General features: G+C 69.6%; 11 protein-coding genes. 8 read left to right on the forward strand and 3 right to left on the reverse strand.

Going from position 1 to position 13,698, the window contains the following annotated elements; genetic code table 11:
• Nucleotides 1–7: 7 nt before the first annotated feature.
• Nucleotides 8–1,417 (forward strand): lactate utilization protein B, encoded by a 1,410-nt coding sequence (locus CLT74_RS03685; RefSeq protein ID WP_099851218.1) that lies wholly within the window; start codon nucleotides 8–10, stop codon nucleotides 1,415–1,417.
• A complete protein-coding gene (locus CLT74_RS03690) occupies nucleotides 1,402–2,043 on the forward strand; it encodes a LutC/YkgG family protein (protein ID WP_486581957.1) in 642 nt (213 codons plus the stop codon). The genes CLT74_RS03685 and CLT74_RS03690 overlap by 16 nt, the downstream gene beginning before the upstream one ends.
• A gap of 163 nt (nucleotides 2,044–2,206) precedes the next feature.
• Here CLT74_RS03690 and CLT74_RS03695 read toward each other — a convergent pair whose 3' ends face one another.
• The 3 genes from CLT74_RS03695 to CLT74_RS30145 all read right to left on the reverse strand — a co-directional run bounded on the left by CLT74_RS03695 (nucleotide 2,207) and on the right by CLT74_RS30145 (nucleotide 5,566).
• Complete coding sequence (locus CLT74_RS03695; protein ID WP_099845272.1) at nucleotides 2,207–3,499, reverse strand: nucleotide disphospho-sugar-binding domain-containing protein; 1,293 nt, start codon at nucleotides 3,497–3,499, stop codon at nucleotides 2,207–2,209.
• A gap of 520 nt (nucleotides 3,500–4,019) precedes the next feature.
• Nucleotides 4,020–4,793 (reverse strand): MFS transporter, encoded by a 774-nt coding sequence (locus CLT74_RS30140; RefSeq protein WP_143697058.1) that lies wholly within the window; start codon nucleotides 4,791–4,793, stop codon nucleotides 4,020–4,022.
• On the reverse strand, nucleotides 4,739–5,566 hold the full coding sequence (locus CLT74_RS30145; RefSeq protein WP_143697059.1) for an MFS transporter: 828 nt from the start codon (nucleotides 5,564–5,566) through the stop codon (nucleotides 4,739–4,741). The genes CLT74_RS30140 and CLT74_RS30145 overlap by 55 nt, the downstream gene beginning before the upstream one ends.
• Nucleotides 5,567–5,858: 292 nt before the next feature.
• Between CLT74_RS30145 and CLT74_RS03705 the strand changes: the two genes are divergently transcribed.
• The 6 genes from CLT74_RS03705 to CLT74_RS03730 all read left to right on the forward strand — a co-directional run bounded on the left by CLT74_RS03705 (nucleotide 5,859) and on the right by CLT74_RS03730 (nucleotide 13,635).
• Nucleotides 5,859–6,560, forward strand: a complete 702-nt coding sequence (locus tag CLT74_RS03705; protein ID WP_143697060.1) for a TetR/AcrR family transcriptional regulator — start codon at nucleotides 5,859–5,861, stop codon at nucleotides 6,558–6,560.
• A 397-nt stretch (nucleotides 6,561–6,957) separates the two neighbouring features.
• Nucleotides 6,958–7,581 carry an isochorismatase family protein gene (locus CLT74_RS03710; protein ID WP_099845274.1) on the forward strand — a complete coding sequence of 208 codons (624 nt, stop codon included), beginning with the start codon at nucleotides 6,958–6,960 and terminating at the stop codon, nucleotides 7,579–7,581.
• Nucleotides 7,578–8,390 (forward strand): 2,3-dihydro-2,3-dihydroxybenzoate dehydrogenase, encoded by an 813-nt coding sequence (locus CLT74_RS03715; protein ID WP_099845275.1) that lies wholly within the window; start codon nucleotides 7,578–7,580, stop codon nucleotides 8,388–8,390. The genes CLT74_RS03710 and CLT74_RS03715 overlap by 4 nt, the downstream gene beginning before the upstream one ends.
• A 38-nt stretch (nucleotides 8,391–8,428) precedes the next feature.
• On the forward strand, nucleotides 8,429–10,048 hold the full coding sequence (locus CLT74_RS03720; RefSeq protein WP_099845276.1) for an AMP-binding protein: 1,620 nt from the start codon (nucleotides 8,429–8,431) through the stop codon (nucleotides 10,046–10,048).
• 87 nt (nucleotides 10,049–10,135) lie between these two features.
• Nucleotides 10,136–11,914, forward strand: coding sequence for an ABC transporter ATP-binding protein (locus CLT74_RS03725; protein ID WP_099851224.1), 1,779 nt, complete (start codon nucleotides 10,136–10,138; stop codon nucleotides 11,912–11,914).
• Nucleotides 11,911–13,635, forward strand: coding sequence for an ABC transporter ATP-binding protein (locus CLT74_RS03730; protein ID WP_099851220.1), 1,725 nt, complete (start codon nucleotides 11,911–11,913; stop codon nucleotides 13,633–13,635). Before CLT74_RS03725 ends, CLT74_RS03730 begins: the two co-directional genes overlap by 4 nt.
• The last annotated feature ends 63 nt before the right edge of the window (nucleotides 13,636–13,698 follow it).

Raw genomic sequence — 13,698 nt, forward strand, 5'->3', positions numbered from 1 at the left:
CCTCGGCATGCCGACGACCGCCCCGCCTGGTGTCGGGCACCTACGGGGTGAGGAGTCCTTTCCGGCGGCTGCCCGGCGGGCGCTGGGCGACCCGCAGCTGCGCCGCAATCTCGGGCACGCCACGGCGACGATCCGGGCGAAGTCGGGTGCGGTGATCGCCGAGGTGCCGGACTGGGAACAGTTGCGCGCGGCCGGCTCGGCGATCAAGGCGGATGTGCTGGCCCGGTTGCCGGAGCTGCTGGAGCAGCTTGAGCAGCGGGTGAGCGCGGCCGGGGGAGTGGTGCACTGGGCCGCCGACGCCAACGAGGCGAACGCGATAGTCGTCGACCTCGTCCGGGGCACCGGCAGTGACCGGGTGATCAAGGTCAAGTCGATGGTGACGCAGGAGATCGGCCTCAACGAGGCCCTCGAAGCGGCGGGTGTCGCGCCGGTGGAGACGGACCTGGCCGAACTCATCGTGCAGCTCGGCGAGGACCGGCCGAGTCACATTCTGGTGCCGGCGATCCACCGCAACCGGGCCGAGATCCGGGAGATCTTCCTGCGGGCGATGCCGGGGGTGGATCCGGGGTTGACCGACGAGCCGACGGTCCTCGCGGCGGCGGCGCGTCGCTTTCTGCGGCAGACGTTCCTGTCCACGTCGGTGGCGGTGTCCGGGGCGAACTTCGCGGTGGCGGAGACGGGCACTCTGGCGGTGGTGGAGTCCGAGGGCAACGGCCGGATGTGTCTGACCCTGCCGCGCACGTTGATTACGGTGATGGGTGTGGAGAAGGTGGTGCCGACCTGGCGGGACCTGGAGGTGTTCCTGCAACTGCTGCCCCGGGCCTCGACCGGCGAGCGGATGAACCCGTACACCTCGATGTGGACCGGCCTCACCCCGGGCGACGGGCCGCAGGCGTTCCATCTGGTGCTGCTGGACAACGGCCGCAGCGCGGTGCTCGCCGACGAGGTGGGTCGGCAGGCGTTGCACTGCATCCGCTGCTCGGCGTGCCTGAACGTCTGCCCGGTCTACGAGCGCACCGGCGGGCACGCGTACGGGTCGGTGTATCCGGGGCCGATCGGTGCGGTGCTGTCCCCGCTGCTGACCGGGGTGGCCGACAACGCCTCGCTGCCGTACGCGTCGTCGCTCTGCGGGGCCTGCTACGACGCCTGCCCCGTGAAGATCAACATTCCGGAGCTGTTGGTGCACCTGCGCGACCAGGCCCCGCATCCGCCCGGTGAGTCGGCAGTCATGGCCGCCGCCGCGTACGCCATGGACCACCCGGCGCTGTTCGCGGCGGCGCAGCGCGCGACGCGGCTGAGCCGGCTGACCGGCCGGCGTGGTCGTGGTCTGCCGCCCCCGTTGTCCGGGTGGACCGCCGGCCGTGACCTGCCCGAGGTGCCGGCGCAGACCTTCCGGCAGTGGTGGGCGAGCCGGTGAACGCCCGGGAGACGATCCTCGCCCGACTCCGCGCCGCCCTCGACCCCACCGCCCCCGACCGGACCGCTCCCAAGCCGGCCGCGCCGGCGCCTGTGGAGGTGCCGCGCGACTACCGGCGGGACGGCCCGGTCGACCTCGACCTGCTGGTCGACCGGCTGACCGACTACCGCGCCCACGTACACCAGGTCGCTGAGCCGGCCGTCGCCGACACCATCGCCGGCATCCTGCCGGTCGGCGCGCGGGTCGTCGTGCCACCGGGGCTGCCGTCGGCCTGGCTGCCGGCGACCGTGACCGTCCGTTCCGACGACGGCCTCGACAACAGCGAGATCACCGCGGCCGACGGCGTGATCACCGCTGCTGCCGTCGCCATCGCCGACACCGGTACGGTCGTGCTCGACGGTTCACCCGACCAGGGTCGCCGTGTGCTCAGCCTGCTGCCGGACCTGCACATCTGCGTGGTCCGCACCGCCCAGGTCGTGGCCAACGTGCCCCAGGCACTCACCCGGCTCACCCCGCAGCGACCGCTGACCTGGATCAGCGGCCCGTCAGCCACCAGCGACATCGAACTCAACCGGGTCGAGGGCGTACACGGCCCCCGCACCCTGCACATCATCCTGCTGCCCTGACCGGTTTGGGCGGCCGATGCCGACACCGGGCCCACGGCAACGGGGGTGGTCGGCGCCCGGCGGCAACCGCCTCCGGCACTTTCTGCCGGATCGGCCGGGCGCGCTCGGCCATCCCCGGACCCGGGCCGGCTTGACGTAGCCGACGACCGCCATCCGAGAACGGTCAGGACGACACCCGCTCACGCATCGCGGACTCCATCCGGTCGGCGATGGTGGTGACGGCCGACAACCCGGCCAGCTCACGTTGCAGCTCTTGCGCCCGGGTGCGGTACGACGGGTCGGTCAGCACCGTGTCGACGGCCTTGCGGATCGCCGCCGGCTTCGGGGATCCGCTGCGCAGGTTGATTCCCGTCCCTGACCAGGACACGAGGGCGGCGCTGTCCTGGTTGCCCTCACTGTCGCCACCGACGACCATCGGCACTCCGTGCGTCAGCGCGAAGTGGATCCCGCCGTACCCGCCGTTCGTGATCATGATGTCGACCTTCGGCAGCAGGTGCGCGTACGGAATGAAGTCCGCCACCCGCGCATTTGCCGGGATGCTCGACGGCAGCGCTTTCCCTCCGGTGGTCGCCACGGTGATGACGTCCGCGTCGGCGAGCGCCTGCAACGCTGGGACGATGAGCCGCGAGAAATCATTGTTGTCGATGGTCCCCTGGGTCACCAGCACGACAGGCTTGCTGCCGTCCAGATCTGCCCACCAGGAGGGTGGCTCGAACGTCTCGGGGGGCGACGGAAGGATGGGACCGACGAAGCTCACCACTCCGGGCGGGAGATCACGGCGCGGGAACTCGAACGACTCACAGGTGAGCTGCAGGATCGCATCGGTGAGCAGAGACCCGTTCATGAAGTACACGGGTAGCTCCACCCCGGCGGCCTCGCGGAGCCGCTCGGCGAACACGCGATGACACGGCGCGAAGAGCACCTTCCGGACCAGCGCGTTCAGCACCGCGTCGCGCACCCGCCCGACGGGATGGGCCATCGGTTGCAGTCCGAGCCCGATTGGCGGGGTGTCCCGGCTGGCCACGTACATCGGCACCACACCCGCGGTGTACACCGCCGGCCGGTGCGCCTTCGGCTGCAACGCCAGCGGCAGCACCCCGCAGAACGCCGAGTCCACGAGTACCGCGTCGACCGTCCCCGGAGCCAGCAGGTTCTGCACGGCTCGATACTGGTGCGGCATCGAGTTGGCGAACAGATTGTCGATGTCGAAGCGCAGCTTCGACACGCCCTTCTTCGTGGTGCGTTCCGGGAAGGCCGCGTCGAGATCCTGAGCGTCGAAGTCGCACTCTTGTGGCAGTGACACGTGTTCCAGGCCGGCTGCGGTGACCCGCTCAGAAAATCGACTGCCGGTGAGTACCTGTACGCGATGACCGCGGCGGCGGAGTTCGGTTGCGACGGGCAGTAGCGGTGCCAGGTGCCCGATGATCGGCGAGCTGCCTACGACGAAATGGCCCATGGTCTCAAGATGCCCAACTCTAAAGGGGTCCGATGGTGGCGGAGGCCGGATGGGGGAGTTTCAGCGCACTGTTAATCGCGGACGATCCGCATTGCGTCAGTTCTGCCACGGGTGCGGAGATGTCGGTATCCTGATAGCAGCACGTCAATTCCCACTCGACCCTCCAGGGGCGCCCGACTGAATCTTCGGGTCGTGGACAACGTATGCCGGACAATATCAGACGTGTACGAAAACATGAAGGCCGCGAGTGGGGGGTCGACTCTGGAAGGGCAGTATTTCCAATCAGTCTAATTTGTGATCGTAGGCAGCCTGGGATCTGCTGACGGCGTCGAGCCGGAACGGCTCGACCGGAGGATCGGTGAGCACGACAGCGCTTGGCGTCGGAGCTGATGGCGCAGGCGGGGCGGTGAACCGGTCTCACCGAGGATCTGCCAGGGACGCGTGCGCGCGAGGCGTCGGAGCGGCTACGGTGCTGCCACGTCGTGCTGACCTCGGTACGAAGGGAGACGACCCGGAGCCGTCAGGGGGCGGGAGCCATCGGAACCTCGTCCGGCGACGTGGTCGAACGCTTTCGTGCCAGCATCCTCGGCACCACGATCGCCAGCGCCAGCATGATCACCGCGGCCGTCACCGCAGCGATCGAGAAGCCGAAGGCGAAGGCGGTCCGCGCGTTGTCGAGAAGCGCCGCGCCGATCTCCGCGGGCAGCTCCCCGGCCATCTGCGCCGCACCCGCGAGGGTCTGCCGGGCCGCATCGGCGACTTCCGTCGGCACCCCCGACGGCACGTCCACCGAGGCGCGGTAGATGGCCGTGCCGACCGAGCCCAGCACGGCGATCCCGAGGGCACCCCCCAGCTCGGACCCGGTCTCGGAGATCGCCGACGCCGCTCCGGCGCGGCTGGCCGGGGCGGCCGACACCATCGATTCGGTCGCCAGGGTGAGCACGATGGTGGCGCCGAGGCCCAGCAGCATGCCGCCGATCAGCAGGATCCAGACCCCGTCTGTCGCCCGACTGAAGGCGACGATGATCAGCGACAACGCCGAGATCATGAACCCGATCGCGAGCGAGCGCGCGAGACCGACCGTCTTGAGCAGCTTCGGCGCGGTCGTGGCGCCGATGGCGGCGGTGACCGTCATGGGCAGGAGCCAGAGCGCGGCAACCAGCGGACCCATGCCCAGCACCAGCTGCAGATACCACGCGAAGAAGAGGTTCGGACCCATCAGCGCAAGCATCCCCACCGTCACGGCGACCAGGCCCGCGAGGAATATCGGATTACGCAGCAGCCCGGCATCCACCAGGGGGCGGCCGTCCGCCGCTGCTGCAGTACGAAGGTGATCGCCAGCCCGAGTCCGAGCAGCAACGCCACGATGCTCGCCTGATCCAGACCGATGATCTCCGCACTGTGCTTCATGGCGTAGACGACCGACAGGATGGTCCCCAGCAGCAGGAGAGCCCCGACGATGTCGAACCGCGAGTTCACGGGACTGGCGTACTCGGGTACCAGCGGTCGCGCGAGGATCAGCAGCGCGGCGATGACCGGCACGTTGATCAGGAACACCGAGCCCCAGCTGAAGAAGTCCAGCAACACTCCACCGACAACTGGGCCCAGCGCCCCACCGCCGGCGAACGCGGCCGTCCAGATCCCGATCGCCCGGGTGCGCTCACCGGGGTCATCGAAGATGTTGCGGATCAGCGCCAGGGTGGACGGCATCAGTGTGGCGCCACCCACGCCCATCGCGGCGCGGGCCCCGATCAGCACCTCGGTGGTGGGAGCGAACGCGGCGACCGTCGAGGCCACACCGAACAGCGCTGCGCCGATCATCAGCAGCCGGCGTCGCCCGATCCGGTCGCCCACGTTGCCCATGACGATCAGCAGGCTGGCCAGGACGAATGCGTAACTGTCCAGAATCCAGAGCATCTGGCTGCTGCTCGGCTCGAGATCCCTGCTGATCGTGGGAATGGCCAGATAGAGCACGGACAGGTCCATTGACACAAGCACGACCGGCAGAACCAGAACCGTTAGGGCGATCCAGCGAACTGCGCCCCCCTGCCGCGGCGTGTCCTGCATGCCCTGGGCTCCTCTCACGCATCGACGATCGCATGTTAGATCAGTGTTTCAATCTACCGCAACGGACCGTACCGTTGGGGCGAACACGGTCGTGCGTGGGCCCGGTCCCGGGTGCGCTGGTGACCCGCTCAGTGAGCGGCCTCGTCGGCGCTCGCCGTCGACCCGGGGCGCGGCGCGATCCAGGTGGCGGAGGCCGGCGCGCCCGGACACGCCCCCGATCTAGTTCGGCCCCGGCTTCCAGCCTTTCGCCGAACCAATAACATGGCTGCTCACCGTAAGCAAGGGTCGTGTGATGTCGAAGAGTCCCAGGCGCACCTACCGAACAGGACTGTCGCGCGAGATCGTCGTCGACGCTGCCGTGGCGCTGACCGTCGAGCGGGGGCTCGACGGTTGGAGCATGCGCGACCTGACCGCCTACCTGGACACCTCGCTGTCGGTGATCTATCACCACGTCGGTGACAAGGAGCGGGTGTGCGCGTCCGTCGTCGACCGGATCTACGCCGGGATGAACCTGGCTGTCGACGAATCCGACTGGCGCACCCTGCTGCATGACGTGCTGGCGCTGATGATCGACCACTTGGCGCGCTATCCCGGCGTCGCCAGCTGGCTGCTGCGCAACGGTCCGCAGACCGAGCTGCTGCTGCCCCTGCTCGACGTCGGCGTGACCCGGATGCTTGAGGCCGGGTGGGGCGACGAGGCCGCCATCGCCTACTCCTTCGCGTTCAACACCTGCCTGGGCGCGATCGCGCTCGGTGACCTGGACGTGAGTGAGCCCGATTCGGGGTTGGTCGGCCTGGGGCGCATGCTGGAATCGCATCCGTCGACCGGTTCCGGTGCTGCTCAGATGCAGTGGATGGTCGCGCGTTTCACAGGCGACGTCGCCGACCGGGCGGCGGCGCGGCGGGAGTACTGCCGGTACACGCTGGACCGGATCCTGGACGGGCTGGAGGCGCGGTTGAGCGAGATCGTGAGCGCGCGTTCGGCGCCGCGCTGACCCTCCGTGGACGCCTGCGGACCCCGTCGGCCATCCTCCATGGACGCCTGCGGATTGTCCGCGGGCGTCCGGGTCGGCTGTCGGGAAGCCAGGCGGCGGATGGACAGCGCACAGCGACACAGGGCCTGGCGCGGATCTCGGGACGGGCGCGAGCCGGTAGCGACGACGGCTCCGCGGATCGAGGAACGGTCGGCCGCTGGCTCGACCTCTTGGCCGATCGTGACGGCCACCGTAAGATTCGGATCGATGCGCCGCATTGTCGCGTTGCAGGATTCGCTTGCCGTCGAACGCTATCTGGCGTCGAATCTTTCACGACAGGCGCGGGACTCCAGCAGCTGACAGATCAGGGTGGGCCGTGCGTTCTCGAACAACTGCCGGAAACAGGAGCGGGTGACCTATGGGGATCGCAGCGATCGATTCCTATCCTATCCCGGGATCGGATGATCTGCCTGAGAACACCGTGCCCTGGAGGGTGGATCCTACGCGCTCTGCGCTGTTGATCCACGACATGCAGCGCTATTTCCTCGACCCGTTCGGGGAGTGGAAGCAGTCGGTCATTGAGCGCGTCGCGGTGCTGCGCAAGAATTGCGAGGCGGCGGGCATCCCGGTGATCTTCTCGGTGCAGCCGGCGCACCAGGACCGCGCAGAGCGGGGACTGCTCTTCGATTTCTGGGGCTCTGGCCCCGACGCGCGGGTCGACATACCAACCGAACTGGACCACAGCGGCGCCGCACTCGTGGTCAAACGCCGGTACAGCGCCTTTCACCGGACGGGTCTGCTGGATCTGCTCGCCGAGCAGCGCCGTGACCAGATCCTGGTCTGCGGCGTGTACGCACACATCGGTTGCCTGGCGACGATCATCGACGCGTTCATGAACGACATCCAGGCCTTCGCGGTGGCCGACGCGATGGCCGACTTCTCGCTGCGGCATCACATAACCGCCCTGGAACATGTCGCCACCCGCTGCGGCGTCGTGACCACCGTGGACGACGTCCGACAGGCGCTGGAGCAGCAGGAATGACCGGACCAGAACCAGCGCCGGCCGGAGCAGCGCTGCCCGGAGTCGCCGGGCGGGTCGCGGTGGTGACCGGGGCGGCCCACGGCATCGGCGCGGCCGTGGCCGCGGCGCTCAGCGCGGAGGGGGCGGTGGTGGCGGCGCTGGACCGGGACACGTCCGCGCTCCGGGAGGCGGCCGAGCGGCTGCGTGCCACAGGCGGACGTGTGCGCCCCTATCCGGTGGACGTGGCCGACGAGGACACGGTGGAGCGGGTCTGCGCGCGGACCGAGGCCGAACTCGGCCCGGTCGACGTGTTGGTGAACGTGGCAGGCGTGCTGCGAATGGGTGAGGTCACCGAGATGTCCAGCGCCGACTGGGCGGCCACCCTGGCGACCAACACCACGGGTGTGTTCCACATGTGCCGGTTCGCAGCGCGGACCATGCGTCGGCGGCGCCGCGGCGTGATCGTGACCGTCGGTTCCAACGCGAGCGAGATCCCGCGCATCGGAATGGCGGCGTACGCGGCGTCCAAGGCCGCGACGACCCAGTTCACCAAGTGCCTCGGCCTCGAACTCGCCCGCCACAACGTCCGCTGCAACGTGGTGTCACCCGGCTCGACCGACACGCAGATGCAGCGCGCCCTGTGGCAGGGGCAGGACGGGAGCGCCAAGGTCGTCGCCGGTGACCTGGAGTCGTTCCGTCCCGGGATCCCGTTGGGCCGGATCGCCGAGCCGGAGGACGTGGCGCGGCTGGTCGTGTTCCTCGTCTCGGATCACGCGCGGCACATCACCATGCAGAACATCTATGTCGACGGTGGCGCCTCGCTGCGCTGACGGCGAGCCGCGAGAGACACGAGCCGGGAGAGCGCACAATGACGACGAGTACGTCCTTCACGCCCTGGCCGCCCGCCTTCGCGTCGAGGTACCGTGCCGCCGGACTCTGGACCGGCGTCACGTTCGGCCGACTCCTGACCGAATCCGCCCACCGGCACGGCAGCCGAACGGCCGTGGTCGACGCCAGCGGTAGCTGGACGTACGAACGCCTCGACCGCGAGGCACACCGCCTCGCCGGTGGTCTGCACCGGCTCGGCATCGGCCGGGGCGACCGGGTGGTCGTCCAGCTGCCGAACGTCGGCGAATTCGTGGTGCTGTGCTTCGCGCTCTTCCGGATCGGCGCCGTCCCGGTGCTGGCGCAGCCGAGCCATCGCGAGCACGAGATCGTGCAGCTGTGTACGCAGAGTGAGGCCGTGGCGTACGTGGTCCCGGACCGTCATCTGGGTTTCGATTTCGGACCCCTGATCGAGCGCGTCCGCAGCAGGTGCGCCAGCGTGCGACACGTCGTCGTGCACGGCGGCAGCGGTGGGTGTCCCACTCTCGCGGACCTTCTCGACGAGCCGGTGCCGCTTGCCGATCCGGATCCGGCGGACGTCGCCCTGCTACAGCTCTCCGGTGGGTCCACGTCGGTGCCGAAGCTGATTCCGCGGACCCACGACGACTACGCCTACAGCGTGCGCGCCAGCCTCGACGTCTGTCCCCTCGGCGTCGACGACAGGTACCTGACGGTGTTGCCGGTGGCGCACAACTTTCCGCTCAGCTCCCCGGGGATACTCGGCGCCCTCTCCGCCGGCGCCACTGTCGTGATGTCACCCAGCCCGAGCGTGGCGGACACGTTCGCGTTGATCGAACAGCACCGGGTGACAGTCACCGCCGTCGTGCCCCCGATCGCCCGGGTCTGGCTGGAGGCCGCGGCCACCACCGCGTACGACCTGTCCAGCCTGCGGGTGCTGCAGGTGGGCGGCGCCCGACTGAAGCCGGCGCTCGCGGCGCAGGTACGTCCGGTGCTGGGCTGCCAGCTCCAGCAGGTGTACGGGATGGCCGAGGGCCTGGTGAACTACACCCGCCTCGACGATCCCGAGGACGTCGTCGTCGGGACGCAGGGCCGGCCGATGTCGCCGCTGGACGAGATCCGGATCGTCGACGAGAACGACCGGGAGGTGTCCGTCGGCGAACCGGGCGAGTTGTTGACCCGGGGGCCGTACACCATCCGCGGGTACTTCCGCGCCACCGAGCAGAACGCCCGGTCGTTCACCTCGGACGGCTATTACCGCACCGGCGACATCGTGCGCCTGCTGCCGTCCGGGAATCTGGTCGTGGTCGACCGGGTGAAGGACGTGGTGAACCGGGGCGGTGAGAAGGTGCCCAGCGAGGAGGTGGAGGAGCAGTTGAGCCGGCACCCGGGCGTGCGTGACGTCGCGATCGTGGGTCAACCGGACGACGACCTGGGTGAACGGGTGTGCGCGTTCGTCGTACCGACCGCCGAACCGCCCCGCATCCGTGAGCTCAAGAGGTTCCTACGCGACGCCGGATTGGCCGCGTACAAGATCCCCGAGCGCTACATCTTCGTGCCGTCCCTGCCGCTCACCGCCATCGGCAAGGTCAGCAAGAAGTCGTTGCGGGCCCGCCTCGTCGAGCCCGCGCCGCTGCCCGGATGACCGGGTCCGCCCACCGACTGTCCGAACCGGCCGTCCGAACGGTAGAGTGCGAATTGGAACAGCGATCCAATGGACCGTGGGGGCGCGGTGAGCACAGCGGTTGAGGATCCGGTGGCGACCCGACAGGCGCGACCGGAGCAGGAGGAGAAGTCGAGCGGGTTGGGCGTCGTGCTCACCCCGGTGCGCGGGCGGCTCGTGGTGGCCGCCGTGCTCCAGCTGATCGGCGCGGTGGCCGGGCTCGCGCCGTACATCGCGGTGGTGGAGATCGCCCGCGACTTCCTCGGCGCCGCCGCGGTGGACCGCGACGCGGTGTGGCTCTGGGTGGTGGTGGCGGCGGTGGGCTTCGTGGTCCGCACGATCTGCGCCACGACCGCGTACACCATCAGTCATGTCGCCGACGCCGACGTCGGCCTGAAGATCCGTCGCGACACGGCCAGACGGTTGAGCCGGGTGCCCCTGGGCTGGTTCACCGAACGTAGCTCCGGCCAGGTGAAGCGGGTGCTCGCCGATGACGTCGCGGCCGTTCACCACGCGGTCGCCCACGTGGTGAACGACCTGGTGGCCGCCGTGGTGACCCCGCTCATCGCGCTGGGCTACCTGTTCTGGCTGGACTGGAGGCTGGCGCTGCTCTGCCTCGGTCCGCTTGTGGTGTGGTTCGGCCTCGTGGCGTACATGATGCGCGACGAGGGCGAGCGGACCGCGCGCTGGAGTGCCGAGCTGGACAAGGTCAACGCCGCCGTCGTCGAATTCGTCGACGGGATCGCTGTGGTGAAGGCCTTCGGCCAGGCCGGACGGGCCCAGGACCGGTACCGCCGCGCCGGCGACGACCTGGCGCGCTTCCTCAGCGAGTGGGCCGGCGGGATGCGTCACCTCGACTCACTAGCCTCCATGATCATCTCCCCGCCGGTGATGCTGCTCGTGGCGCTCGCCGGTGGCGTGTGGCTCGACGCCGATCCCGCCGAGCTTGTCGCGTTCGTGATGCTGGCGGTCGGGTTGGGGGCGCCGGTGCTGGCGCTCGGCTTCGGGGCACAGGCGATGCAGGTGGCGACCGATGCCGCGAGCCGGGTGGCGAAACTGCTGGCGGCCCCCGAACTGCCGGGTGCCGCCGAGCCGCGCCAGCCGGCCGGCGCCCGCGTCGAACTCGATGGCGTGCGCTTCTCCTACGACGGACGGACCGTCGTTCTCGACGGCATCGACCTCGTGCTCGAGCCCGGCACCGTCACCGCGCTGGTCGGTTCGTCCGGTTCCGGAAAGTCGACGCTGGCTCGGCTGCTCCCGCGGTTCTGGGACGTCGACGAAGGCGCCATCCGGATCGGCGGCGTGGACGTCCGGGACGTGTCCGAGCAGGATCTGTACCGCCAGATCGGATTCGTCTTCCAGGAGACGTCGATGCTGCGTACCAGCATCGGTGACAACATCGCCCTCGGTCGCCCCGACGCCAGCCGCGCGGAGATCGAGGCAGCGGCCCGTGCGGCGCAGATCCACGACCGCATCATGGCGCTACCCCGCGGTTACGACAGCGTGGTGGGTGAGGACGCCCAACTGTCCGGCGGCGAGGCGCAACGGGTCACCATCGCGCGTGCGATCCTGGCCGACACCCCCGTCCTGGTCCTCGACGAGGCGACGGCCTTCGCCGACCCGGAGTCCGAGGCGGCGGTGCAGGACGCGCTGTCGAGTCTGGTGTCCGGCCGCACGCTGCTGGTGATCGCGCACCGGCTGCACACGATCCGCAGCGCCGACCGCATCGTGGTCCTCGCCGGTGGCCGGGTCGTCGAATCCGGCAGTCACGACGACCTGATCGCGGCCGGTGGCGAGTACGCCCGGATGTGGGCGACCCAGACGGGGGCATCGGAGGAGCCGGCATGATCCGCAAGTTGTTCCGCATCGTCGACCACGCGGACCGGCCACGGTTCATCCGATGGATCGTGCTGCTTGTCGCCTTCTCCGTGTTGCAGGGCGTCTGTGTCCTGGCCGTGGTTCCCGTGCTGCGGCCACTGCTCGACGGTGACCGTGACGCGGCGGTGCCGTGGCTGGTCGTGCTCGCCGCGGTCACGGCTGCGACCTGTGTCCTGTTCTACGCGCAGGCGTTGCACGGTCAACAGATCGCCGACGACCTGCTGCTCGGCATGCATCGCCGGATCGGGGACCATCTGGCCCGGCTGCCCCTGAGCTGGTTCGGCACCGACCGCCGTGGTCGCCTCACGCACTCCATGTCCCAGGGCACCGCGAACATCATCGGCGTACCCGCTCATCTCATGCAGCCCGTCATCAGCGCCTCGGTCACCCCGGTCGTGGTCGCCCTCGGCATGTTCGTGTTCGACTGGCGGCTCGCCACGGCGCTGTTCGTCGCCGGGCTGGTACTGCTCGCGACGCACCAGTGGGCTCAGACCGCCATCGCCCGCAGCTTCGGCACGATCGACAGTGCCGCTGTCGAATCGGCGAGCCGGGTCGTGGAGTTCGCGCAGCGCCAGCCGGTGTTGCGGGCGTTCGGCCGGACGGGGGAGAACAACAGGTTGCTCGACGACGCCCTGGTCGGGCAGCGCCGGGCGTACGGGGAGATGAGCCGCAACGCGGTGATCGCTCTGATCGCCTTCTCCACCGCGGTGCAGGCCGCTTTCGTCGCCCTGATCGCCGTCGGCGTGACGTTGGCGCTCGGTGGCTCGCTGGACGCGGCCGAGCTGATCGTGCTGCTCGTCCTCGTGACCCGCTTCATCGGTCCACTCATCGAGGTGGTGGACCATGCGGCCGCGCTGCGGATGGCGTCGGAGGACATCGACCGGCTCGACGAGGTGCTCGCCGTGCAACCGCTGCCCGAGGGCAGCGTGGACCGACTGACCGAACCGGGCGAGGTGCGCTTCGACAACGTCTCCTTCGGTTACGACGATCGTCCGGTGCTGCGGGACGTCAGCTTTGCGGCGCGGCCGGGCACTCTCACCGCGATCGTCGGACCCTCGGGCTCCGGGAAGACGACGGTGCTGCGGCTGGCGGCACGGTTCTGGGAGGTCGACGCCGGTGCGGTCCGGGTCGGCGGCGTCGACGTGCGCGAGCTGACGACCGCGGCGCTGGCCGACCAACTCGCCATGGTGTTCCAGGACGTGTACCTGTTCGACGGCACCATCGAGGCCAACATCCGGCTCGGGCGGCCGAACGCCACGGCCGAGGAGATCCACGAGGCGGCCCGTCTCGCCCGCGTCGACGAGATCGTCAACCGGCTGCCGGACGGGTGGGACACCCGCGTCGGGGAGGGCGGTGCCAGCCTCTCCGGTGGCGAACGCCAACGGGTCTCGATCGCGCGGGCACTTGTCAAGCAGGCGCCGATCGTGCTGCTCGACGAGGCCACCGCGGCCCTCGACCCAGGCGGCGAGGCGGCGGTCACCGCCGCACTCCGCATGCTTGCCGAACGGCGGACCCTTGTCGTCGTCGCGCACCGGCTGCACACGGTGGCGGCGGCAGACCAGATTCTCGTGCTCGACGGCGGCCGGATCACCCAGCGCGGTACGCACGCTGAGCTGATCGATCAACCCGGTCGCTACCAGGACTTCTGGCGGGAACGGGAACGGGCCAAAGGCTGGCGGCTGACGGTCTGAGACCAGCGTCAGCGGGAGCACCTCCGGACAGCTCGACCCGCCACACCTGTGGCTCGGGTCGAG

Source organism: Verrucosispora sp. CNZ293, assembly GCF_002754655.1.

What these genes read in the sequence shown, in the direction of transcription:
- CLT74_RS03695 (WP_099845272.1), bottom strand. Translation starts at nt 3,499, where the DNA reads ATGGGCCATTTCGTCGTAGGCAGCTCGCCGATCATCGGGCACCTGGCA.
- CLT74_RS03710 (WP_099845274.1), top strand. Translation starts at nt 6,958, where the DNA reads ATGGGGATCGCAGCGATCGATTCCTATCCTATCCCGGGATCGGATGAT.
- CLT74_RS03685 (WP_099851218.1), top strand. Translation starts at nt 8, where the DNA reads ATGCCGACGACCGCCCCGCCTGGTGTCGGGCACCTACGGGGTGAGGAG.
- CLT74_RS03730 (WP_099851220.1), top strand. Translation starts at nt 11,911, where the DNA reads ATGATCCGCAAGTTGTTCCGCATCGTCGACCACGCGGACCGGCCACGG.
- CLT74_RS03705 (WP_143697060.1), top strand. Translation starts at nt 5,859, where the DNA reads ATGTCGAAGAGTCCCAGGCGCACCTACCGAACAGGACTGTCGCGCGAG.
- CLT74_RS03715 (WP_099845275.1), top strand. Translation starts at nt 7,578, where the DNA reads ATGACCGGACCAGAACCAGCGCCGGCCGGAGCAGCGCTGCCCGGAGTC.
- CLT74_RS03720 (WP_099845276.1), top strand. Translation starts at nt 8,429, where the DNA reads ATGACGACGAGTACGTCCTTCACGCCCTGGCCGCCCGCCTTCGCGTCG.
- CLT74_RS30145 (WP_143697059.1), bottom strand. Translation starts at nt 5,566, where the DNA reads ATGCAGGACACGCCGCGGCAGGGGGGCGCAGTTCGCTGGATCGCCCTA.